General features: G+C 57.3%; 21 protein-coding genes. 11 read left to right on the top strand and 10 right to left on the bottom strand.

Annotated features, from left to right (window positions below; all coding sequences use genetic code 11):
• The first annotated feature begins 137 nt into the window (after nucleotides 1-137).
• The 4 genes from rloA to pabB all read left to right on the top strand — a co-directional run bounded on the left by rloA (nucleotide 138) and on the right by pabB (nucleotide 4,743).
• Nucleotides 138-674, top strand: coding sequence for a retropepsin-like aspartic peptidase RloA (gene rloA, locus HKK52_RS10850; RefSeq protein WP_169370818.1), 537 nt, complete (start codon nucleotides 138-140; stop codon nucleotides 672-674).
• A gap of 5 nt (nucleotides 675-679) precedes the next feature.
• Nucleotides 680-2,212: an osmotic stress tolerance membrane protein RloB gene (gene rloB, locus HKK52_RS10855; protein WP_169370819.1), complete on the top strand. Its 1,533-nt coding sequence runs from the start codon at nucleotides 680-682 to the stop codon at nucleotides 2,210-2,212.
• Entirely contained in the window at nucleotides 2,212-3,198 is a 987-nt protein-coding gene (locus tag HKK52_RS10860; RefSeq protein WP_169370820.1) for an alpha-L-glutamate ligase-like protein, read from the top strand. Before rloB ends, HKK52_RS10860 begins: the two co-directional genes overlap by 1 nt.
• A gap of 207 nt (nucleotides 3,199-3,405) precedes the next feature.
• Nucleotides 3,406-4,743, top strand: a complete 1,338-nt coding sequence (pabB, locus tag HKK52_RS10865) for an aminodeoxychorismate synthase component I (protein WP_169370821.1) — start codon at nucleotides 3,406-3,408, stop codon at nucleotides 4,741-4,743.
• Nucleotides 4,744-4,848: 105 nt separating this feature from the next.
• On the opposite strand, the gene thrH is transcribed toward pabB, so the two are convergent.
• Nucleotides 4,849-5,466 (bottom strand): bifunctional phosphoserine phosphatase/homoserine phosphotransferase ThrH, encoded by a 618-nt coding sequence (gene thrH, locus HKK52_RS10870; RefSeq protein ID WP_169370822.1) that lies wholly within the window; start codon nucleotides 5,464-5,466, stop codon nucleotides 4,849-4,851.
• Between the two features lie 173 nt (nucleotides 5,467-5,639).
• Here thrH and HKK52_RS10875 point away from each other — a divergent pair, with 173 nt between their 5' ends.
• A complete protein-coding gene (locus HKK52_RS10875; RefSeq protein WP_169370823.1) occupies nucleotides 5,640-6,380 on the top strand; it encodes a phosphoadenylyl-sulfate reductase in 741 nt (246 codons plus the stop codon).
• Nucleotides 6,381-6,488: 108 nt separating this feature from the next.
• Here HKK52_RS10875 and HKK52_RS10880 read toward each other — a convergent pair whose 3' ends face one another.
• Complete coding sequence (locus tag HKK52_RS10880; protein ID WP_169370824.1) at nucleotides 6,489-7,412, bottom strand: LysR family transcriptional regulator; 924 nt, start codon at nucleotides 7,410-7,412, stop codon at nucleotides 6,489-6,491.
• A gap of 125 nt (nucleotides 7,413-7,537) precedes the next feature.
• On the opposite strand from HKK52_RS10880, the gene HKK52_RS10885 reads away from it, so the two are divergent.
• Complete coding sequence (locus tag HKK52_RS10885; protein WP_123403219.1) at nucleotides 7,538-8,284, top strand: 3-oxoacyl-ACP reductase family protein; 747 nt, start codon at nucleotides 7,538-7,540, stop codon at nucleotides 8,282-8,284.
• 62 nt (nucleotides 8,285-8,346) lie between these two features.
• Here the strand turns inward: HKK52_RS10885 and HKK52_RS10890 are convergent, their stop codons facing one another.
• A complete protein-coding gene (locus HKK52_RS10890; RefSeq protein ID WP_149656861.1) occupies nucleotides 8,347-9,042 on the bottom strand; it encodes an HAD-IA family hydrolase in 696 nt (231 codons plus the stop codon).
• 250 nt (nucleotides 9,043-9,292) lie between these two features.
• On the opposite strand from HKK52_RS10890, the gene HKK52_RS10895 reads away from it, so the two are divergent.
• The 3 genes from HKK52_RS10895 (at nucleotide 9,293) to HKK52_RS10905 (ending at nucleotide 15,238) form a co-directional block, all read left to right on the top strand.
• Entirely contained in the window at nucleotides 9,293-14,161 is a 4,869-nt protein-coding gene (locus tag HKK52_RS10895) for an RHS repeat-associated core domain-containing protein (RefSeq protein ID WP_169370825.1), read from the top strand.
• Nucleotides 14,162-14,163: 2 nt separating this feature from the next.
• Complete coding sequence (locus tag HKK52_RS10900) at nucleotides 14,164-14,559, top strand: hypothetical protein (RefSeq protein WP_169370826.1); 396 nt, start codon at nucleotides 14,164-14,166, stop codon at nucleotides 14,557-14,559.
• A gap of 253 nt (nucleotides 14,560-14,812) precedes the next feature.
• Nucleotides 14,813-15,238, top strand: coding sequence for a DUF6896 domain-containing protein (locus HKK52_RS10905; protein WP_169370827.1), 426 nt, complete (start codon nucleotides 14,813-14,815; stop codon nucleotides 15,236-15,238).
• Between the two features lie 66 nt (nucleotides 15,239-15,304).
• On the opposite strand, the gene HKK52_RS10910 is transcribed toward HKK52_RS10905, so the two are convergent.
• The 5 genes from HKK52_RS10910 to HKK52_RS32625 all read right to left on the bottom strand — a co-directional run bounded on the left by HKK52_RS10910 (nucleotide 15,305) and on the right by HKK52_RS32625 (nucleotide 17,374).
• A complete protein-coding gene (locus tag HKK52_RS10910; protein ID WP_169370828.1) occupies nucleotides 15,305-15,523 on the bottom strand; it encodes a hypothetical protein in 219 nt (72 codons plus the stop codon).
• Nucleotides 15,524-15,609: 86 nt separating this feature from the next.
• Nucleotides 15,610-15,771, bottom strand: a complete 162-nt coding sequence (locus HKK52_RS10915) for a hypothetical protein (protein WP_169370829.1) — start codon at nucleotides 15,769-15,771, stop codon at nucleotides 15,610-15,612.
• Between the two features lie 129 nt (nucleotides 15,772-15,900).
• A complete protein-coding gene (locus HKK52_RS10920) occupies nucleotides 15,901-16,323 on the bottom strand; it encodes a hypothetical protein (protein ID WP_133836673.1) in 423 nt (140 codons plus the stop codon).
• Nucleotides 16,324-16,493: 170 nt separating this feature from the next.
• On the bottom strand, nucleotides 16,494-16,865 hold the full coding sequence (locus tag HKK52_RS10925) for a bacteriocin (RefSeq protein WP_169370830.1): 372 nt from the start codon (nucleotides 16,863-16,865) through the stop codon (nucleotides 16,494-16,496).
• Nucleotides 16,866-17,185: 320 nt separating this feature from the next.
• Complete coding sequence (locus HKK52_RS32625) at nucleotides 17,186-17,374, bottom strand: hypothetical protein (RefSeq protein WP_169370831.1); 189 nt, start codon at nucleotides 17,372-17,374, stop codon at nucleotides 17,186-17,188.
• Nucleotides 17,375-17,634: 260 nt separating this feature from the next.
• Between HKK52_RS32625 and HKK52_RS32630 the strand changes: the two genes are divergently transcribed.
• Nucleotides 17,635-18,348 carry a hypothetical protein gene (locus HKK52_RS32630; protein ID WP_237150770.1) on the top strand — a complete coding sequence of 238 codons (714 nt, stop codon included), beginning with the start codon at nucleotides 17,635-17,637 and terminating at the stop codon, nucleotides 18,346-18,348.
• Between the two features lie 41 nt (nucleotides 18,349-18,389).
• Here HKK52_RS32630 and HKK52_RS10940 read toward each other — a convergent pair whose 3' ends face one another.
• Entirely contained in the window at nucleotides 18,390-18,710 is a 321-nt protein-coding gene (locus tag HKK52_RS10940; RefSeq protein WP_054054102.1) for a YbjQ family protein, read from the bottom strand.
• Between the two features lie 1,647 nt (nucleotides 18,711-20,357).
• Between HKK52_RS10940 and HKK52_RS10945 the strand changes: the two genes are divergently transcribed.
• Complete coding sequence (locus HKK52_RS10945) at nucleotides 20,358-20,654, top strand: hypothetical protein (RefSeq protein ID WP_169370832.1); 297 nt, start codon at nucleotides 20,358-20,360, stop codon at nucleotides 20,652-20,654.
• A 74-nt stretch (nucleotides 20,655-20,728) separates the two neighbouring features.
• Here HKK52_RS10945 and HKK52_RS10950 read toward each other — a convergent pair whose 3' ends face one another.
• Complete coding sequence (locus HKK52_RS10950; protein ID WP_169370833.1) at nucleotides 20,729-21,619, bottom strand: hypothetical protein; 891 nt, start codon at nucleotides 21,617-21,619, stop codon at nucleotides 20,729-20,731.
• Between the last annotated feature and the right edge of the window lie 67 nt (nucleotides 21,620-21,686).

Raw genomic sequence — 21,686 nt, forward strand, 5'->3', positions numbered from 1 at the left:
GCTAGAATGCCGCCCGCATTTGTTTGTCATTTGCATCTGCATGGCTTGTCATAAATAGCTGATAGGCATACGAGGGAGCTTGCGCAGTGATGCCAGGGCCTTGAACCGAAGTACGGACCGCTGCGCACCCAGGATTTATGAGACTCAAGCCCTTCGCCACATTCCTTTATTTCCTTTTCCTGCCCGGTGTCGCCGCCGCGGGGGAAAAGACCGTGTACGGCCTCAATGAGTACGCCTCGCTGAACGGCATTGACCTGGAAGTCGCGGCCAAACTCGACACCGGGGCGAAAACCGCTTCTTTAAGTGCACGGGACATCAAGCGTTTCAAACGCAATGGCGAGTCCTGGGTGCGCTTCTATCTCGCCATCGATGCCGCGCATTCGCACCCGATCGAACGGCCACTGGCCCGGGTCAGCAAGATCAAGCGCCGGGCCGGCGACTACGATCCGGAAGAAGGCAAGAAATACACGGCCCGCCCGGTGATCGAGCTGGATATCTGCATGGGCACGGCCTTGCGCAGCATCGAAGTGAACCTGACCGACCGCAGCGCCTTCCAGTACCCGCTCCTGATCGGCTCCGAAGCACTCAAACGTTTCGATGCGCTGGTCGACCCCAGTCTTAAATACGCTGCTGGCAAACCCGCCTGCGCCACCGACGCTCATACCGCAGAGTAATTCCAATGCGCTCTCTTAACCTCCACCTGAAAATCCTCATCGCCATCCTGGTGGTGCTGGGCATTTCAGTTACGGCCTACCAGATCTTCGTGCTCGGCATTCCTGTCACCGAAGATGCCACGGACGACTTGTGGAACATCGACGCCAAGGTCGAGTTCGTCGCCAGTGCCAAAGACCCGGTCAAGATCCAGATGTTCGTGCCGCCCCTGAGCCGCGACTATGTGAGCCTGAACGAAAGCTTCATTTCCAATAACTACGGCGTGGCGGTGAACCGGGTCGACGGCAACCGCAAGGTCACCTGGTCGGCACGTCGGGCCAAGGGTAACCAGACCCTTTATTACCGCCTGGTGCTGACCAAGCGCTACAGCGGTGAAAAATCCAAGATCAAAGGCCCGACCTTCCGCGACAGCATTGCCGTCGAAGGCGCGGAGAAAGTCGCTGCCGAAGCCCTGCTCGCACCGATTCGCCAACACTCGGCCGACGTCGAAACCTTCGTCGGCGAAGCGATCAAGCGCGTCAACAATCTCAATGACGACAACGTGAAGCTGTTGCTCGGCGGCGATCCGTCCACCGCCAACAAAGCCCGGATTGTCGAGCTGGTCCTGTCCATTGCCCACGTACCGGTGGAGAAGGTCCACACCGTCCGCCTGGTGGCCGACCAACCGCAAGTCCCTGAACTCTGGTTGCGCAGCTTCAACGGCACCGACTGGCTGTACTTCAACCCGGAAACCGGTGAACAAGGCCTGCCGACCGACCGCCTGCTGTGGTGGACCGGCGATGAAAACCTGATCACCGTCGATGGCGGCAAGAAAGCCAACGTGACGTTCAGCCTGAACAACAGCGAAATGAACGCCATTCGCCTGGCCAAGCTGACCGACGAAAACACCGACGCCAACTTCCTCGAATACTCCTTGTACGGCCTGCCGCTGCAAACCCAGCAGACGTTCATGATCATGGTGATGATCCCGATTGGCGTGCTGGTGATCCTGATCCTGCGCAACCTGATCGGCCTGCAGACCCTCGGCACCTTTACTCCGGTGCTGATTGCCCTGGCCTTCCGCGAGACGCAGCTGGGCTTCGGGATCGTGCTGTTTACGATCATCACGGCGCTGGGGCTGTCGCTGCGTTCCTACCTGGAACACTTGAAGCTGCAAATGCTGCCGAGGCTGTCGGTGGTGCTGACCTTCGTCGTGGTGCTGATCGCGGCGATCAGTCTGTTCAGCCACAAACTCGGCCTGGAGCGCGGGTTGTCGGTGGCGCTGTTCCCGATGGTGATCCTGACCATGACCATCGAACGCCTGTCGATCACCTGGGAAGAACGCGGTGCCGGCCATGCCATGAAAGTGGCAATCGGTACGCTGTTCGCCGCGTCCCTGGCGCACCTGATCATGAGCGTGCCGGAACTGGTGTACTTCGTGTTCACCTTCCCGGCGATCCTGTTGATCCTGGTGGGCTTCATGCTGGCCATGGGTCGCTATCGCGGTTACCGCCTGACCGAGCTGGTCCGCTTCAAAGCGTTCCTCAAGGCTGACTCGTAATGTTCGGTTTCTGGAAGACCTGGAAGGCCCTGGAAGCCCGGGGCATCATGGGGATCAATCGGCGTAACGCGGACTATGTGCTCAAGTACAACAAGCGCAGCCTGTACCCGATTGTCGATGACAAGATCATCACCAAGGAACGCGCCATTGAAGCCGGCATCAACGTGCCGGAGTTGTACGGGATCATTTCCACCGAGAAAGAAATCGACAACCTCACCCAGATCATTGGTGGGCGCAGCGACTTCGTGATCAAGCCGGCCCAGGGCGCGGGCGGCGACGGCATTATTGTGGTGGCCGACCGTTTCGAGGGCCGCTATCGCACGGTGTCCGGCAAGATCCTCAGCCATGAGGAACTCGAGCACCATATCTCGAGCATCCTCACCGGCCTGTACTCCCTGGGCGGCCACCGTGACCGGGCGCTGATCGAATACCGCGTGACCCCGGACCAGATTTTCAAAAGCATCAGCTACGAAGGCGTGCCGGACATCCGCATTATCGTGCTGATGGGTTACCCGGTGATGGCCATGCTGCGCCTGCCGACCCGGCAGTCCGGCGGCAAGGCCAACCTGCACCAGGGCGCCATCGGCGTCGGTGTCGATCTCGCCACCGGTCTGACCCTGCGCGGCACCTGGTTGAACAACATCATCACCAAACACCCGGACACCACCAACGCGGTGGATGGCGTGCAACTGCCCTACTGGGACGGTTTCATGAAACTCGCTGCCGGCTGCTATGAGCTGTGCGGGCTGGGTTACATCGGCGTGGACATGGTGCTCGACCAGGAAAAAGGGCCGCTGATTCTTGAGCTCAACGCCCGGCCGGGGTTGAACATCCAGATTGCCAATGATTGTGGACTGACCTTGCGCACCCATGCGGTCGAGGCGCGGCTGGAAGAATTGAAGGCCCGCGGGGTTACCGAGACCGTGCAGGAACGGGTGGAGTTTGTGCAGGAGATGTTTGGGCATATTCCGCCGGTTGAGGGCTAGCCGATGATCGTTCCCACGCTCTGCGTGGTAACGCCGCCACGGACGCTCTGCGTCCGCCTGTGACGCGGAGCGTCACGGGATGCATTCCCACGCAGAGCGTGGGAACGATCGGTCACCCATCTACCAATCCCCGACATCCCCTCTAGGAGCAACTCCTGCAGAGGACTACAATCGCCACCCCGCCACGATGGCTGATCCGCCCCGCCCATGTTGACCTGTTCCGTACATCCTCTGCCCTATCGCGCCAACCCCGCCGAGTACTTCGCGGCGATTCGTCATGCCCCCGGTGCCGTGCTGCTCGACAGTGGCCGACCAAGTGCCGATCGCGGCCGCTTTGATTTGCTCAGTGCCTGGCCGCTGGAGCAACTGGCCGTGTCGCCGGAAGAAAGCGGTGCCGACTTCCTGCAACGCCTTCGGGATAATCTGACACGACTGGGCGAAGCGTCCGTCCCGGATGAGCTGCCCTTCGCAGGCGGCTTGATCGGCTACCTGAGCTATGACTTCGGCCGTCATCTGGAAAACCTGCCGAGCCAGGCCCAGGACGACCTGTACTTGCCGGATGCGCGTTTCGGTCTGTATGGCTGGGCATTGATCAGCGACCACCATCGGCTGACCAGTCAATTGGTGTTCCACCCGACACTGTCCGAAAGCGAACAGCAGCGCTTGATCGCACTGTTCACTCAGTCAGCGTCCAACCCACTCGAGCCGTTCAAGCTGAAAGCGCCAATGAGCGCCGACCTCAGCGCCGATGACTATCGCCAGGCCCTTGAGCGGATCCAGCAATACATCCAGGCCGGCGACTGTTACCAGGTCAACTTCGCCCAGCGCTTTCGCGCGCAATGCGAAGGCGACCCGTGGGCCGCCTATTGCGCCCTGCGAGCCGCCTGCCCGACACCGTTTTCCGGGTTCCAGAGCCTGCCCGACGGCGGCGCGGTACTGAGCCTGTCACCGGAGCGTTTCGTCAAAGTCAGCGCGCGCCAGGTGGAAACCCGGCCGATCAAAGGCACTCGCCCCCGTGGCTTGACCGCCGCCGAAGACGCCGCCAACGCCGCCGAACTGCTGGCCAGCCCCAAGGATCGCGCGGAAAACCTGATGATCGTCGACCTGCTGCGCAACGACCTCGGCCGCACCTGCCGTATCGGCTCGGTGCGGGTGCCGGAGTTGTTCAGCCTGGAAAGCTATCCCAACGTGCATCACCTGGTGAGCAGCGTCACTGGCGAATTGGCGGACGACAAGGACGCCCTGGACCTGATCGCCGGCAGCTTCCCCGGCGGCTCGATCACCGGCGCACCGAAGATCCGCGCGATGCAGATCATTGATGAACTGGAGCCGACGCGGCGTGGGTTGTACTGCGGCTCGTTGCTGTACCTGGACGTGCGAGGCGAGATGGACAGCTCCATCGCCATTCGCAGTTTGCTGGTCAAGGATGGGCAGGTGTGTTGCTGGGGCGGCGGCGGGATTGTCGCGGATTCGGAATGGCAGGCTGAATATCAGGAATCGATTACCAAGGTGAAGGTGTTGCTCGATACCCTTCAGGCCCTTTGATCGTTCCCACGCTGCGCGTGGGAATGCCTCAATGGACGCTCCGCGTCCGCTTTGGGACGCAGAGCGTCCCGGGCTGCATTCCCACGCAGAGCGTGGGAACGATCACTACAAACTCAAAGCGCGATTCGAAGCCTTGATAAATTCCTGCTTCAGCTCTTCAAACGTATGCACCGCCGGGAACTGTGGAAACTCGCGAATCACATTGTCCGGCGCATGGAACAGAATCCCGGCATCGGCCTCGCCCAGCATCGTCGTGTCGTTATAGGAATCCCCCGCCGCAATCACCCGGTAGTAAAGGCTCTTGAAGGCCAGGACCGACTGGCGCTTGGGATCTTTCTGACGCAACTGATAGCTGGTCACTCGCCCGGCATCGTCGGTAATCAGGCGATGGCAAAGCAACGTCGGGAAGCCCAGTTGACGCATCAGCGGCTGGGAAAACTCGTAGAAGGTGTCCGACAGAATCACCACCTGGAAGCGTTCACGCAGCCAGTTGACGAATTCAATCGCGCCGTCCAGCGGTTGCAGGGTGGCGATCACTTCCTGAATGTCCGAGAGCTTCAGGCCGTGTTCATCGAGGATGCGCAGGCGCTGTTTCATCAGCACGTCGTAGTCGGGGATGTCCCGGGTGGTGGCCCTGAGGGATTCGATCCCGGTTTTTTCGGCGAAGGCGATCCAGATTTCCGGGACCAGCACACCTTCAAGATCCAGACAGGCAATTTCCACAAGACACTCCCATTTGTATTGATTATTGAGTCGAGCGAGCAAAAGGACTGCCGAACTCTAGCGACTCGAGCCAGCCCGCGCAACGCAGAGGGCGCGCCAGGGGCTGTGGGATTTTGTTACCATCGACGCCATATAGAGCGCCCAGCGCCACCGACCTGTAGGAAGCCGCCCTGATGAGCCCATCGTTCGATGTCGTGGAACTCGCCACGACCTATGCCAACAAATCCGCCCAGGACATCCTGAAACTCGCGTTCGCCGAGTTTGGCGATGACCTGTGGATATCTTTCAGCGGTGCCGAGGACGTGGTACTGGTGGACATGGCCTGGAAGCTGAACAAGAACGTCAAAGTGTTCAGCCTCGACACCGGCCGCTTGCACCCCGAGACCTACCGCTTCATCGATCAGGTGCGCGAGCACTACAAGATCGAGATCGAACTGGTGTCGCCGGACTACACGAAACTTGAACCGTTCGTGAAGGAAAAAGGCCTGTTCAGCTTCTACAAGGACGGCCATGGCGAATGCTGCGGTATCCGCAAGATCGAGCCGCTGCGCCGCAAGTTGTCCAGCGTCACTGCCTGGGCCACCGGCCAGCGCCGGGACCAGAGCCCGGGCACCCGCAGCGCCGTCGCCGTGCTGGAAATCGATACTGCGTTCTCCACGCCTGAGCGCACCCTGTACAAGTTCAATCCGCTGGCACAGATGACCAGCGAGGAGATCTGGGGCTATATCCGCATGCTCGAGCTGCCTTACAACAGCCTGCATGAGCGTGGGTTTATCAGCATCGGCTGCGAGCCGTGCACCCGCCCGGTGCTGCCGAACCAGCATGAGCGTGAAGGTCGCTGGTGGTGGGAAGAAGCGACGCAGAAAGAATGCGGGTTGCATGCGGGCAATATCATCAGCAAATCCAAAGCCTGAACCAGGCCTCGTGCGATCCCCCCTGTAGGAGCAAAGCTTGCTCGCGATGACGGTGTAAGGGCCGATATTGATGTTGAATGGCAGCCTGTCATCGCGAGCAAGCCAGACTTAGAGCGCACTAAACCGCTCCCCCAACCCCCGCTCCGCAAACTGCTCAATAATGAAATCGACAAACGCCCGGGTCTTGCCTGGCAACAATTTGTGCTCCGCGTAATAGATCGAAATATTGCCATCGTCGACGTACCAGTCCGGCAACACGCGCTGCAACGTCCCGGTCTGCAGATAACCCACGGCAAACGGCATGCTCACCAGCGCGATGCCCAATCCCTGCGCAGCGCTGGCGCAGGCGGCTTCCGAATCGCTCATGGTCATCCGCGCCTTGAGCACCAGCGGGCTGTGTTGCCGGGTGCGGCTGGTCAGCTGCCAGGAGCGCACGCGACCGGTTTGCGGCGAGCGGATCAGAATGCCGTCGCATTTCTTGAGGTCATCAGGTTCGACAATGGCTTCACGCCCAGCCAGATACTCGGCTGACGCCACCAGCACCCGATGGGCCGGGGTCAACTTGCGCGCCACCACGCCTTGGGGCAATTCGAATCCGCCGCCAATCGCCGCATCAAAACCTTGGGCAATCAGATCGACCTGGCGATTATCGAAGTGCCAGTCCGGGTTGATCGCCGGGAAGCGTCGCAGGAATTCCCCCAGCAACGGCACCACATACAAACGCCCGAACACTGTGCCCATGCTGACCTTCAAGGTGCCGGCCGGGCGCCCTTCGGCACTGGCCAGGTTGGCCACGGCGTTTTGAATGGTGTGCAGGCTGGCGCTGACTTCGCCCAAAAACACCTGACCGGCCTCGGTCAAGGTCAGGCTGCGCGTACTGCGCTGAAACAGCCGCACACCCAGCCTCGCTTCCAGTTTCGCGACGCTTTTGCCCACTGCGGCCGGGGTCAGGCTCAGGCGCCGCGCGGCTTCGGCAAAGCTGCCAACCTCGGCGCTGCGGACGAAGCATTCGATACTGCTGAAGGTTTCCATGGTCGCCACTATAAACTTCTGGTTTACACAGACTATAGCAATGGCGGTCTACACAGAGGGTAATGCGAGGCCGATACTCGACTCCAACAACAAGGCAGCCCGCCTTGAATTTTCTGGAGATCGACATGACCACTCAAAACCTCAGCGGTAAGGTAGCTCTGATTCAAGGCGGTTCCCGCGGTATCGGCGCCGCCATCGTCAAACGCCTGGCCGCTGAAGGCGCCGCAGTTGCCTTCACTTACGTCAGCTCCACCGCCAAGGCAGAAGAACTGCAAAACAGCATCACCGGCAACGGCGGCAAGGCCCTCGCCATCAAGGCCGACAGCGCCGACGCAGAGGCCATTCGCAACGCAGTGACCGCCACCGTCGAAGCCTTTGGTCGCCTCGACATTCTGGTCAACAACGCTGGTGTGCTGGCCGTCGCGCCGCTGGAAGACTTCACCCTCGAAGACTTCGACCAGACCCTGGCCATCAACGTGCGCAGCGTCTTCATCGCCAGCCAGGCCGCCGCCAAACACATGACCGAAGGTGGTCGCATCATCAACATCGGCAGCACCAACGCCGACCGCATGCCCTTCGCCGGTGGTGGCCCGTACGCCATGAGCAAAGCAGCGCTGGTGGGTCTGACCAAAGGCCTGTCCCGCGACCTCGGCCCGCGCGGTATCACCATCAACAACGTGCAACCGGGCCCGGTCGACACTGACATGAACCCGGCCAGCGGTGACTTCGCCGAGAGCCTGATCCCGCTGATGGCCGTGGGCCGTTATGGCAAGGCGGAAGAGATCGCCAGCTTCGTCGCCTACCTGGTCGGCCCGGAAGCGGGTTACATCACCGGCGCCAGCCTGACCATCGATGGTGGTTTCGGCGCTTGATGACCTGAAACGCTGAAACAAAAACGCCGGCAATCATTGCCGGCGTTTTTTTATGCCTGGTTTCAGGCCCATTCAAGCGCCGGCAAACCACAGGCACTCGGCGTGAACGCCTTCAACGTACGAAGGATGCCGTCGGCGTGGGCGTATTTTTCGTCAGCCATGGCCGCATCCGGGATCGCAATCGCCGTCATCCCTGCCGCTTTCGCTGCTGTGACGCCAAACGGCGAATCCTCGAACACCAGGCAGTCCTCGGGCGCGACACCCAGGCGCCGCGCGGCAGTCAGGAAGATATCCGGCGCCGGTTTGGCCGCACCGACTTCCGGGTCATCGGCAGTGACAATGAAGTCGAATAGCGCGAACCAGTCGCGGTGCAGCGTGGTTTTCTGGCCAAACGACTGGCGCGAAGAACTGGTGCCCACCGCAATCGGAATGTTGTTGGCCTTCAAGTGCCGAACCAGCTCCTCGGCGCCCGGCATCGCCAGTGCCTTGGGAAAACGCTCGCGCATCAGGGGTTCGCGGATCACCAGGAACTCCTCAGCGGTGATCGGCAAGTCCAGCGCCTCGACCACATAGCGCGCCAGGTCACCCGCGCCACGGCCGATGATGTTCTGTTTGACGCTCCAGTCGAAGGTCCGGCCATAACGCTCGGCAATCATCGACGTGACTTCGGTGTAGATGCCCTCGGTGTCCAGCAGCAAGCCATCCATGTCGAAAATCACGGCTTTGATCGGGCCAAGCGCTTTCAGTGGTGCATTCATCGCATCTGATCCGTTTTTAATGACATCCCAGGCGGCTCAGGTACGGCCAGTACTCGGATCGATTAAAGGGTTCAGCAGCATAACGAGCGCGGCTGGCATAGGGCAACGGGCAATGCCCTGTGGATGAAAAAACCTGCGCCCATCATTTAGCGATTATCCCTACAGCAATCACCTCCTTTCCTGACTTCTTTCCTCGCTGATCCTGCGCAAAGTCTGGCGTTTCCAAATTGAAGCGCGCGAGTGACTGTGAATGTTCGACCCCAATGGACTCCTGGCCCTGAACAACACCATCGGCCTGCTCGTGGTCGCCGCCATGAACCCGGAACGACCCGACGTCGAAGCGTTGCTCGGTGAATTCCGCCTGTGCCTGAACGACTACGAACGCTGGGCAGAAAACTTCTGGACCGGTTGGGCGCTGGATGTCGAGCAGGTGTTCAAGGTGGGCAACGACGTTCAACTCAGCGTGCCGCTGAATTCCAGCAAACCGGTCAGCGCCGTCGTGACCCAGTGCCCCGCCGAAGGTCCGTTGACCTTGGTGCATATGTTCGAGGCGGCGCGTTTCGTGCCGATCGGCAACACGCCGGTGATGCTCGAACCGGTGATCGCGGATCGCAACGGTGAGCTGACGTTTGGCGAGCCGGTGCGCAAGATCATTGGCCCGAGCGGCATTCTCGAAGTTTCCGATTGCTCACGGGGCCAGCGTTATCGCATCACCTTCTTTCCCGATGTTTCAGCCGAGCACGTCAAGGTGCTCTACGCCTCGTATCAAGGCTTGATCGGCGAACTCGAAGGCTGGCTGCGTGCCGAGTGGACCCATGAGTTCGAGCCGTTATGGACCGAATTCGCCAGCGCCGGCTTCCTCGATCGCTACGGCTTGCTGCAAGAGGCGGACTGGCTGGGCGTCGGGAATTCGCTGCAGGGCGTTTGGGATGATGTGAAACAGGTCTATGCGCTGCTCGCCGATCTGCAAGCCAACAGCGAAAAGCTGTTGGAGTACCTGACCCAGGCCGAACTGGACGCACTGCTCAGCGCCTCCGCCGACGCGATCGCCAATGGCTTGCTGGTGCTCAGCGATGAGCCGCTGCTGTTCATTCACCTCGCTGCATTTACCAGTTGGCTGAGAATGCTGCCGCCGCAATTCGTCGCCGAGGTGATGGCGGAAATTCGTACAGACCTGTTGATCGCTTTCCTACTGTCGAGGGTGACCGGCACCTTAGGCGTGACCCTGGGTTTGAGCGCCAAAGTGCTGGGCAAAATCAAATCGCCACGGGCGCGGCAATGGCTGGCGGGCGCTACTTTGCGCCTGGCCGAACTGACCACCGAAACCAGGCTGACCGCCCACGCGGGCGCGTTCAAACCGTTGGCGGTCAATGCACGCCATGCACCACTAAATCCGACGCCAACGTTGCCATTGGAGATCCGCAGCGGTGAGTCGCCGGTGCTGGTGGTGAAAAATCCGGCGCCGATCGCTCGCGATAAATCCGACGCACAAACCCGGATGGTCCGGCACGAACCCCATGACGATGCGCCGGACCAGGCGAAAAACCCCAACGGCGACAGCGCCGATTGCGGGCCATTGACCTGCACCAACGGTTGCCCGGTGTCGATGGTTACCGGCGAAGAACTGCTGACCCTGACCGATGGTTCTCTCGACGGGTTGCTGGCATTTGATTTCACCCGGCTGTATCGCACCAGCGCGGTGGAACTGGATTGCGGGCTGGGCTGGGGCTGGAGTCATTCCCTCGCCCATCGACTGGAAATCGATGGCGATTGCGTTATCTGGATCGACCATGAAAACCGCCGTACGACATTTCCGTTGCCGAGTGTCGAGCGGCCGACGATCCATAACAGCCTGTCGCGAGCGGCGATCTATCGGGGGGATGAGCCGCAGGAACTGATCGTTGCGCTGGCGGCTGAAACACCGAGGTTTTACCACTTTCATAACGGGCGGCTGACGGCGATCAGCGATGCCTATAACAACCGGCTACACATCACCCGCGATCGCCAGCATCGCATCCAGCGCCTCGACAACGGCGCCGGGCGCTCACTGCTGTTGTGTTACGAGCGTCGGCACCTCGTCGCCGTCGAGTATCAGACGTTTCACCCTGTTGCGGCGCCGAGTGACGCCTGGCGTACAGAACAGACGCTGATTTCCTACCGCTACGACGCCCGTCATCACCTGATTGAAGCAACCAATGCCGCTGGCGAAAGCGAACGGTACGACTACGACGACCAGCACGTGATCCTCCAGCGGCAATTGGCCGGTGGGGCGAGTTTCTTCTGGGAGTGGGAAAGGTCCGGCAAGGCGGCGCGATGTGTCCGGCATCGGGCGAGCTTTTCGCAGATGGACACCGCTTACGTCTGGGACGACCAGGGCGGCGTTGTGGTTAAAAACGTCGACGGCAGTGAAGAAGCTTACGTCCATGACGACAAGGCGCGGCTGGTGCGACGGGTCGAACCGGGCGGCGGTGAGCACCTCAAGTCTTACGACGATAACGGTCGGTTGATTGCCGAGCAGGATCCATTGGGGGCGATTACCCGCTATCGCTACGACGAGGTCGGACGCCTTGTTGCGCTGATTCCACCCGAAGGCGAGCCGACGTCCTACGAGTATCGCAATGGTTTCCTGCATTCGCGGTGTCGTGGCAAGGCGGTGTGGACGTATCAGCGTAATGCTCAGGGGGATGTGACTGAGGCGACCGATCCGGATGGGCAGGTCACCCACTATCACCATGATGCCAAGGGGCGGTTGCTGTCGATCCGTTACCCGGACACCAGCCGGCATCTGTTTGCCTGGAACGGTTTGGGGCAACTGGTCGAAGAAACGTTGCCGCAGGGTGGTCGGCGACACTTTTCCTACGATGCTCTGGGCCGGCGGATTACCAGTCAGGACGAACATGACGCCGTTACCCGCTACCAATGGGACGCCGTTGGCCGACTGACCCAGACGACTTTGCCCACAGGCGCCACTCGCGCGTTCAGCTACAACGCCTACGGAAAAATCACCGCCGAACGGGACGAACTCGGCCGCATCACCCGTTACGAATACGCCGATGACCTGCATTTGGTCAGCCGCCGGATCAACCCCGACGGTACTCAGCTGCAGTATCGCTACGACAACGTGCGACTGCTTCTGACGGAAATCGAGAACGAATCCGGCGAAAAATATCAGCTGGACTACACACCCGGTGGTTTGATCCGACACGAAACCGGGTTCGATGGCCGCCGCACGGCTTACGCCTACGACCTCAATGGAAATCTGCTGGAGAAAACCGAGTTCGGCGATGACGGCTCGCAACTGTTCACCGGCTATCTACGGGATGCGACAGGTCGGTTGCTGGTCAAGGCGCTGCCTGACGGGACGACCATCGAGTATCGCTACGACAGCCTCGGCCGACTGGTCAGCGTTGATGACAGTCACGATCATCCGCTGGAGTTCGAGTACGACCGACAAGATCGGCTGATCACCGAACACCAGGGCTGGGGCACTTTGCGCTATGGCTATGACGCCTGCGGCCAGCTCAACCACCTTCGTCTGCCCGACGCCAGCAAACTCGATTACCACCATGCCAAGGGCGGCGCGCTGACGGCCATCGACCTCAATGGCACGCGACTGACGGCGCATACCTTCGTTGCCGGTCGCGAACAGCACCGCCAACAGGGTCTGTTGCTCAGCGAATACCAACATGACGAGCAGGGGCGCCTGAAAGCCCACTCCGTCAGCCAACAGCGGCAACCGCTGTATCGCCGCGACTATGCCTACAGCGCCAACGGCAATCTCGACCACATCGCCGACACCCGCCAGGGCCAACGCAGCTACCAGTACGACCCGCTCGATCGCCTGATTCGCGTCCGCCACTCCCGCGACCACCTCCCGGAAAGCTTCGCCCACGACCCGGCGGGTAATTTGCTGATGCAGGACCGCCCCGGCGCGGCGAAGGTTCTGGGCAATCGTCTGCTGATACAGGGTGATCGGCATTACGACTACGACGCCTTCGGCAACCTGATTCGTGAACGGCGTGGCACCGCGCAAAAGCTCGTCACCGAATACCGCTACGACTGCCAGCATCGACTGATTGGCGTCACGACCCCGGACGGACGTAGCTCGAGTTATCGCTATGACGCCTTCGGGCGCCGCATCAGCAAAACCGTCGACGGCAAAACCACCGAGTATTTCTGGCAAGGCGACCAGATCGTCGCTGAAAGCAGTCGCGAGCACTACCGCTGCTACGTCTACGAACCCGGCACCTTCCGCCCATTGGCCCTGCTCGACGGCAAAGGCCCACGCCACGCCTGCCCGTTCTACTACCAACTCGACCACCTCGGCACCCCACAGGAACTGACCGACTACAGCGGCGAAATCGTCTGGGCCGCGCAATACACCGCCTACGGCCGCCTGACCCGCCTGAATCGCGATACCCATCAAGTGCTGGATCAGCCGCTGCGGTTTCAAGGGCAGTACTTCGATGCGGAGACCGGGCTGCATTACAACCGGCATCGGTACTACAACCCGGATGTGGGGCGGTATTTGACGCCGGATCCGGTGAAGTTGGCTGGGGGGTTGAACGGGTATCGGTATGGGGTTAATCCGACGGGGTGGGTTGATCCGTTGGGGTTGAATGAGTGTCCGGGTGGGGATGGGTGTAAACGGCCGGCAGTTGGGGAGGAGGATCCGGTTGGTGTAGTAAGCGTTGCCTCAGGAGAACCCGAGTTACCCAGCCCCAAACAAGAAAACTATTACTTATATCGAGGTGATGACCGTGAGCCTTGGGAAATCTTTGAGGCTGGTTTTGAACCCTTAGGTGATAGTACAGATCTCTACTTGCACGCTTTGGACAACCGAAGTCCTCCTAGTCACTTTGTTAGCACATCCACTTCAGAAAAGGAGGCATCAAAGTTCGCGACTGGCTATGGACTTGCCGATGGGTATATTTATGTACTAAAAAATATTGATGGAGTCGATGTCAATAAAGAACTCGGTGCGATGTCCCCCCACAGGCGTGAAACTGAAATAGCATTTCCAGGAGGTATAAAAAACCAAGACATCGTCGGCGCCACACCTGTCTATGATGATGGTAGCTATAAGGGCTACTCGATACCCAACCCTTTCAGGAAGTGATCATGATAAATATAGAAATTTCTTTAATCACTTACGGCGCCATAGAAATCGCTACGGTAGAATGTGATAGAAGGAATCGGACACTATCGATAATAATGCCAAACGGCTTGAAAAAGAAATATTCGGCGCCCGACTTGTATAAATGTTTTGGAATGTTGAGAGCAGATTACCCTGAGACGAAATTCCTGTGTAAAGGCGCTAAATTAAACGTCCACCCTTCGAGTATGTCCTCTCAAATGTCGAGCGGATTAGTCGCTTACGAACTTGAACTTGGAAAACCCAGCGAAGAAGCGAACATCGTGCGAATCTTCGATTATGAAGACAAAAACATAACTAACAATATAGATGATCAAAAAGCCTTCTATAAAGCATGGCTTGACTCTTTAAAAAATTCATAAAATAAAGCTAAATTAAAATAGCCAAAGGGACAGATTTATTTACATCATTTCCTATTGACATGGCCGAATACGACGGCAAGCTCTATATACTTGACGGCCATCATCGCGCCGCAGCAGCGAGACAAACATCGACGAGCGTGATAATAAAGCCTGTGAACGATATAAAAGGACACAAAGGGATCTTAAATAGTATTGATGAGGTATTAGAGTCCGCGAGCAATGTTGGATTTGACAGACTGGAGCATCGAAGAAGATGAGCTACAGAAATGAACTCCTTGAACAACTAATTATCGACTTTCTTTCAAAAGTAGATAAGGCGACTGAGTTGTTTGAAAAAAAATTCGGCACGCGATCCATCTTGAGGCTCTGGCGTACTAAGAAAATAGAACGATGCGGGACAGTTATGGACAACATAACCTATGAATTGCACGGAGTAGGTTGTGTCGTTCATCTGCCAGAAGCGTCCATAGATTTCGACTACGGACCGGACGGAAGAATCGACGGCTTTGATGTTTGGCGATTGTACTTGCTTGCATGCGAACTCCCACACCAGTACGAAAAATATACTGACCAGCAAATACTAAAGTATGACTTCGAAAAATATATAGAAATCGGAAAGCTTGAAAAAATATCACCACTAGATGGGCTTTACGTAATTAAAGGGAACAGATTCACCTGATAAAAAAGCCCAGCAAAACTGCTGGGCTTTGAAATCTCAAAGCGTCATCGGCCTATCTTCCACTCTTTAACTCGGCTCCCCCGACCCATCCTCCCCCGCAATATCCGGATCATCAGGACTCGCCTCGACATCCCCGCGCTTCACATCACTATCCGGAACCTGCTCAACCCCCACCTCATCCTCATCATCAGGCGGACGCTGATCACGACTCAGGGAATCAGTAGGAGAAGGCAGTGGATATTCCGGCGTTTCGTCAACGTCAGCGACTTTCGGATCAGGGTTCATAAAGCACCTCTCGAAGGGCCTGAAAAGCAGGCCCTTGTTCATTCGAGGAAGCGGCTATGCAAGCGTTCGACCCAAGGGACGATCGGTCAGTCTTCGTCGGAGTCTTCCTCTTCATACTCGGTGTTGCCCACGTCCCCCGCATCATCGGAGTCGTTGAGCGGCACGGTTGCATCGTCCATCAACGAGCCCGGGTCTTCGTTACCAGGATCGTTGAGTTCGTCGGAGTCATCTTCGGCTTCAAGCGTCATGGTGCGCCTCACAGAGTTTCGGGAGTGTATGAAGTTCGAGGTGTCCTACGACCAAACGTTCCGGAACCCTATCCGCAGAAACGAAAAACCCGGCGCTTGGCCGGGTTTCTGCTGTCAGTCGATACTGATTTAGCGATGCTTGTTTCTGTGTTTATTCTTGTGTTTATGGCCGCCACCGGAATGGGAGCTGCCGCTGTCGCTGCCCAGGTTATTGCCGACAGCGCCACCCGCCGCACCACCAAGGCCTGCGCCAATGGTCGAGCCCGTGGAGCCGCCCAAGCTATGGCCGACCACCGAACCGCCCGCCGCACCGACACCACCACCGACGGCCGCTGCCGTGCGGCTGCCCTTGGGTGCGCCGACCGCGCTGCCTGCGGCGCCACCGACACCCGCGCCGATGGCGGCGCCAGTGCTGCCGCCCATTTGCTGGCCGACAACGTTACCCAGTGCGCCACCGAGGCCACCACCGACTGCCGAAGTGCCATCACCGGCCGCCATGGCGCCCTGAGCGACCAAAAGGCCCAAAACCAACGTGGACAATGTCAAACGCATGATATGAACCTCAGAATTTCCGTATTGGGGGAGCACAACTGTCTCAACCTGCTCCTACAGTACTCGCTATCCGAGCAGGGCTTGTAAGAGATTGGAGACACACTCGCAAAAAACGTTCAGAAACGAAAAAGCCCGGCATTACGCCGGGCTTCTTTTGCTGCCCCTCAGGGTCAGTGGCGCTTGTGGCCTTTCGACAGGTTGGTACCTACCGCGCCACCCGCTGCACCACCCAGGCCGGCGCCGATGGTTGCACCGGTCTTGCCGCCCAGGCTGTGGCCGATGACCGAACCACCTGCCGCGCCGACGCCACCGCCGATGGCCGCTTTGGTACGGCTACCCTTCGGTGCGGCAATGGCACTGCCCGCCGCGCCCGCTACGCCAGCACCAATCGCTGCGCCGGTGCTGCCGCCCATGTTCTGGCCGACCACATTACCCAGCGCGCCACCCAGACCACCGCCGAGCGCGGCAGTGCCTTGACCGGCAGCCATCGCACCCTGAGCAACCAAAAGCCCCAGAACCAGAGCAGGCAGTTTTAAACGCATGACGAAAACCTCAAAAATAGGGGGAAACGAAAAGGCGGAGATTGAATGCTTTAGCGAAGGCAAAGTCCAGACACAATCAGGCACAACCTCGCTATGGGCGACGGTTGGACAGCATTTATGGAAAAGGTTTTATGACAGGCAAAAAAAAGCCCGCTGGGGTAACGGGCTGGAATATTGCTTTCTAACGGATGAGTTGAGACTACGTAAGACCTTGTGAAAACTTTGTGAAAGAAAAATCGCACCTATCGGACATTTCGAGATTCCGCCCGTCAGAAACGAAAAACCCCGCTCAATGGCGGGGTCTGCTCTGTGATGAACGCTTACTTCCTGGAAGGCGCTGCCACTTTGGGCAGAAACTTCGACCTCGTTGCTCGAGGCGCCGCCGACTTGATCTTGCCAGTCTTGACCTGGTCCTCGCCAAAGCCAGCCACATACTCCGTCTGGCCACACTGCACGCAATTGTTGATTGGAAACTCAGCCCCGTCGTCTTCGATATACGGATCCGCCATCTCTTCGCCCCTTTCAAAACAGGGTCGATACCGGCAAGCCCTATTTGCCTGAAAATATCGACCACCAAGGCTTTTGAGACTAGCCGGTCATTACTGGACTTGTGATTCAGATCGCCCGGTGCCCGACGAATGGCCGACGTCGGCGTCGTACAAAGCAGGTCGCGCAATAAACAAAAACACACCACTTGTCCCGCCAGGCTCAAGATTTTCGCCTACAGGCCGTTGCCCTTACTCCTACGCAAAAAACTCAGGGAGAGAACATGGAAATCAAGGGAATGCCGTCGCTGATCAACACCACGCCCATCACGCTCACCCCCGAGCAGATCGCGGCCGGTAAAGCAGGTGGCGAAAAAATAAAGGACATGATCGACTCCGGCGCCATCGACATGAAAAACCCTGAAGGCAAGCCGCTGACGCCTGGCGTCATCTATCACCCGAGCAATCCGTCGCCGTCACAGCCCACCGAACCAGGAACGCCCCTGGTCGCTGTCATTACCTATATCGGCCGCACCGAGCCCACCAAAGATTTTCCGGCTGCCCGTGACCGTCTGATGGCAGCCCATGACAACCTCAAGACTACCTACATGCAGTTTCTGGACGATCTGAAAAACATCGACCCGGCACTTGAGGAAAAAGACTTCGGTTTTACCGTCGATCCACAAGGCCAACTCAAGGCCACGTCCCTCTCCGGCTCGATCAGCGCCGAGGACCTTACCCGTCTTTCCGACTACATGAATCAGTCTGGCGCCTTGAAAGATGCCGCCAACGAATATGCTAAAAGTTCGTTCGATTTTGTGAAGGAGGACAGGGAATACCTGGGCACGGGTGGCTTTGTTCTGAACAAGGACAACTTCGAAAAAACCATCGACCTCGGCCAGTTGTTTACCTATCAAAAGTCGGGAAACATGAACATGAGCAACTATTTTTTCAACCAGGTCTACACCAAGGGCGAACGCGCCCCGCATACCGTCTGATCAGCCTGACGACGCCCGTGCGCTGACCGCCACGGGCTGTCTCATCTCAACTTGACCGCCGTCCCGGTCACAAACACCACCACCATCCCACCCTTGCCGGCCGGCATACTGATCTCGAAATCCAGCCCCACCACCGCATCCGCCTGCAACGCCCGCGCCCGCTCCTTGATCTCGTCCGTCGCCTGAATGCGCGCCTCCTTCAACGCCCGCTCCAACGTCTGCGACCGCCCACCGAAAAAATCCCGCATCCCGGCGAACATGTCGCGGATCACGTTGACACCCTGCACCGACTCGGCGCTGACGATGTCCAGGTAGGCGGTGATTTGGCGGCCTTCGATGGTGTGGGTGGTGGTGGTGATCATGGGATTTCCTTTTTCATGAAGAGTGACTCAAGGCAACTTTGATAGATGCTCAACCAACGCCTCAAACGCCGGCAAGGTTACCGGATCATTGGCCGAAATGTTGGCCATTGGGTGCGGCGCATAGGCATTACTCGATTCCGTTCGAGGGGCCGGCAATCTAAAACAACCGAGTTGGAATTCGTCTCGCATGTGCGGTGAAATCATCAGCAATTCTGCGGATCATTTTTCAGCCCCCAGAAACCACAAAACCCCTGACTTCTTTCGAAATCAGGGGTTTTGGTTACATCGAATTTGGCGGTGAAGGAGAGATTCGAAACTACCCGTTTGCTATTTTCGGAGCATACCCCCCCGGTTTATAAGGGCTGTAGATGAGCGAGATTTTCAAACTCAGTCCCATGCCAGTCCCATGGGTTTTGCGCACCAGGTTGCAGAACAGGGTCGCGAAGGCCATTTCGACGTTTCATGTTGACCCATGGGAAAAAGGTAATTTTGGTAATGCAGCATGAGGCGACCTCTGGAAGCCTTGAAAATCGGGGCGTTGAGAGAATTCCGCAGAGGTAATAATTTGGTAAGTATGAGGTTAGAAAATTACCTTTCCTATGAGTAATCCCTGATAGCCCTCAAACCCAGTAAAATGGGGCACTTCATAAATTATTACCCTAACCCTTACCTAAAATTACCTCTTGAGGTAATGACTGCAGGTCAGGCACCACAAAGGCTGCAGCCAACTTTTATCCCTTGCTTACCAAAATTACCTTTTTCCCAGCCCACGTCTGAAAAATGGCCATTCACATTCCCTTTTTTACATTTTTTTCCCGCTCGTAATCGGTCCTGACATCGACAGATTTCTCGGTGACGCGGTGCAATGGTGCAGAACCCCGGAGAGCCTTACAAACTGGGCCTGCTAGCTGTTCTACGATCAGGCCGGTCGGTGAATAAAACCCATGTGATGCTGACGGTTCCAAAAACGAAAACTCCGTCTACTGGCGGTTTTCACACCCGTCCCCCCCGTAAACCGGACATCCCACTCCCCTGATCAATTCGCTGGCGCACCACAACGCTGTGCAAGTCCGCTGCACTTTTTTTCAATACCTTTCACTCCGTGCAATGACAACTACACCCACAAGGCCCGCAGCGGGCCTGGGCAGAGCTATCGTTTGCACCCCTACCCGTCTTTGCACAATAAAGAGACGCAAAGCCCGTCGGCGGGAGGGGGATAAGTGCTTTTTTTAGCAGTTTTTTCGTGATGGCAGGATTTTGCAGCGATAGTCCCATTTCCAAAGACCTTGGCGTGCTAAATGCCGTCAGTCGCCTACTGATGTGCCGCGACACCGCGAGCGTTATCCTGTGTATACATACAGTATTTTTCGTGAGTAGATGGGACTGATGAATAGAGAGCCTGTGGTAGCGACAACCGCAAAGTCTTCAGCAATAGCTCAGTGGCGTGCTCTGCTGCGCGATGACGTGTCACTGCTTGCGAAGCCCGGCGCCCATCACAAGGCGCTGTTAAGCCAAGCACACGCGCTGCACCTGAACCATGTAATCGATGCCGACGATCTAAGCGATCTGCTGGAGCTAGCGGACGGGGCGCTTGCCTTCGCCGTTGAATCGTTACTCGACATTGGCTCAGACGAGTAGAGGCCGCCCATGCATGTTTTGGTAACGCCTATGCGCTTACGCGGTGTCGCGCTGAATGCCAAGGATCGGCGCCGCTATCCCGCGATCAAAGGTAATGTCATGGTGAACTCAACAATGTGTAGTGAGTTAGGGCGGGCAGCGAACGTGGCCGAGGTCAAAGTCGGTATGCCGCTGGATCCTGATCCATTGCCACCTCTATTAGATGCGACGCTGGCGGGGATGGCTGTGACGGGATTCGTGTTGAGCGGCATTGAGTACATCGACGGTTGCGCATATGCGCAATCTTGGTGGTGCCGGTTGGAGTAGGAATGAACACTTATGAAGGGAAGAGCGCCTGTTAATAATTCAAGAACCACAAGGCGCCCTTATATAACCTGATTTTATTTAGACTTCTCGTCTTCGCTTTCAGGCTTGACGGAGGCAACGTAGCATAAAAGCGAAAAGGCCTTATAACTATTGACTTCCGATGCATAATGCAGGTCCATTCCGTGCATTGTTGTATGCCTATTAAAGCCAGAATATCCTGCTTCACGACGTTCTTTTGGACTCCAACCAATAGGGCGCACAGCGCTTAAAGGCGACCATGTGGCATCGTCAAAATACCCAAACCAATTTTCATGAGGCGTCGTGCTCATCTGCTCTTGGGCGTGCTTTGAAATGTGACCTTTGGAAGTAAAAAGCTCAGCTGATGTTATGTCTAATAAGATGCCATCGGCTTGAGAAAGGAAAACGGGTATCGATAGTGCGAACTCCCCTCTCCTATGAGCCTGTATAGCTGGTCCAATGGCGAATGCGCGATTGGGGAAACCTTCTAAAAGAACAGACTCGAGATATTCCATGTTTTCATTATAAACACTGACAAACTGATCATCTAAAGCTTCCTCTGCCTCATCACCCATACCGATCCTCTCAGGCGAGAATGCTAGAAGCTCATAATCTGACAGTGCCAACGACTTCGAAACAAACCAAGTTTTAGTCGCTAAAAAATTCAGATGATCAATTATTTTTGGATAAGCCTCTGACCTTAACGCATTTGCCTCTTGCATCTTTATAGCGAACTCGCCGACTACCGAAAAAAACTTAATAGCTGGCGGGATAATTCTGTTAATTACTTTCTGAAAAGCTTCTAAGTAGACAGGAATTTCTGGGCGCCGCATAAAATCCACTATGGAATTTTCTATATTGCGAACAATCTCCAGCCGTTCCGGAAAATTGGGATCAGCAAGATCGGAAATAGTTAACCCATCTTTTTTTTCTTCGTCACTATCCAAGTTATATATCCTTTTCGGCGCGGCACATGGAATGCCACGATGAGGATAGCAGGCTACCGGACTTGCT

The sequence above is a fragment of the Pseudomonas sp. ADAK2 genome (assembly GCF_012935755.1).
Classification (GTDB): Bacteria; Pseudomonadota; Gammaproteobacteria; order Pseudomonadales; family Pseudomonadaceae; genus Aquipseudomonas.

Coding starts and splice junctions, on each gene's coding strand:
- HKK52_RS10900 (WP_169370826.1), top strand. CDS start 14,164: ATGATAAATATAGAAATTTCTTTAATCACTTACGGCGCCATAGAAATC.
- HKK52_RS10925 (WP_169370830.1), bottom strand. CDS start 16,865: ATGCGTTTAAAACTGCCTGCTCTGGTTCTGGGGCTTTTGGTTGCTCAG.
- HKK52_RS10945 (WP_169370832.1), top strand. CDS start 20,358: ATGCATGTTTTGGTAACGCCTATGCGCTTACGCGGTGTCGCGCTGAAT.
- HKK52_RS10880 (WP_169370824.1), bottom strand. CDS start 7,412: ATGGAAACCTTCAGCAGTATCGAATGCTTCGTCCGCAGCGCCGAGGTT.
- HKK52_RS10875 (WP_169370823.1), top strand. CDS start 5,640: ATGAGCCCATCGTTCGATGTCGTGGAACTCGCCACGACCTATGCCAAC.
- HKK52_RS10940 (WP_054054102.1), bottom strand. CDS start 18,710: ATGATCACCACCACCACCCACACCATCGAAGGCCGCCAAATCACCGCC.
- HKK52_RS10860 (WP_169370820.1), top strand. CDS start 2,212: ATGTTCGGTTTCTGGAAGACCTGGAAGGCCCTGGAAGCCCGGGGCATC.
- HKK52_RS10920 (WP_133836673.1), bottom strand. CDS start 16,323: ATGCGTTTGACATTGTCCACGTTGGTTTTGGGCCTTTTGGTCGCTCAG.
- pabB (WP_169370821.1), top strand. CDS start 3,406: ATGTTGACCTGTTCCGTACATCCTCTGCCCTATCGCGCCAACCCCGCC.
- HKK52_RS10905 (WP_169370827.1), top strand. CDS start 14,813: ATGAGCTACAGAAATGAACTCCTTGAACAACTAATTATCGACTTTCTT.
- HKK52_RS32630 (WP_237150770.1), top strand. CDS start 17,635: ATGGAAATCAAGGGAATGCCGTCGCTGATCAACACCACGCCCATCACG.
- HKK52_RS32625 (WP_169370831.1), bottom strand. CDS start 17,374: ATGGCGGATCCGTATATCGAAGACGACGGGGCTGAGTTTCCAATCAAC.
- HKK52_RS10910 (WP_169370828.1), bottom strand. CDS start 15,523: ATGAACCCTGATCCGAAAGTCGCTGACGTTGACGAAACGCCGGAATAT.
- rloB (WP_169370819.1), top strand. CDS start 680: ATGCGCTCTCTTAACCTCCACCTGAAAATCCTCATCGCCATCCTGGTG.
- HKK52_RS10915 (WP_169370829.1), bottom strand. CDS start 15,771: ATGACGCTTGAAGCCGAAGATGACTCCGACGAACTCAACGATCCTGGT.
- HKK52_RS10890 (WP_149656861.1), bottom strand. CDS start 9,042: ATGAATGCACCACTGAAAGCGCTTGGCCCGATCAAAGCCGTGATTTTC.
- rloA (WP_169370818.1), top strand. CDS start 138: ATGAGACTCAAGCCCTTCGCCACATTCCTTTATTTCCTTTTCCTGCCC.
- HKK52_RS10885 (WP_123403219.1), top strand. CDS start 7,538: ATGACCACTCAAAACCTCAGCGGTAAGGTAGCTCTGATTCAAGGCGGT.
- HKK52_RS10895 (WP_169370825.1), top strand. CDS start 9,293: ATGTTCGACCCCAATGGACTCCTGGCCCTGAACAACACCATCGGCCTG.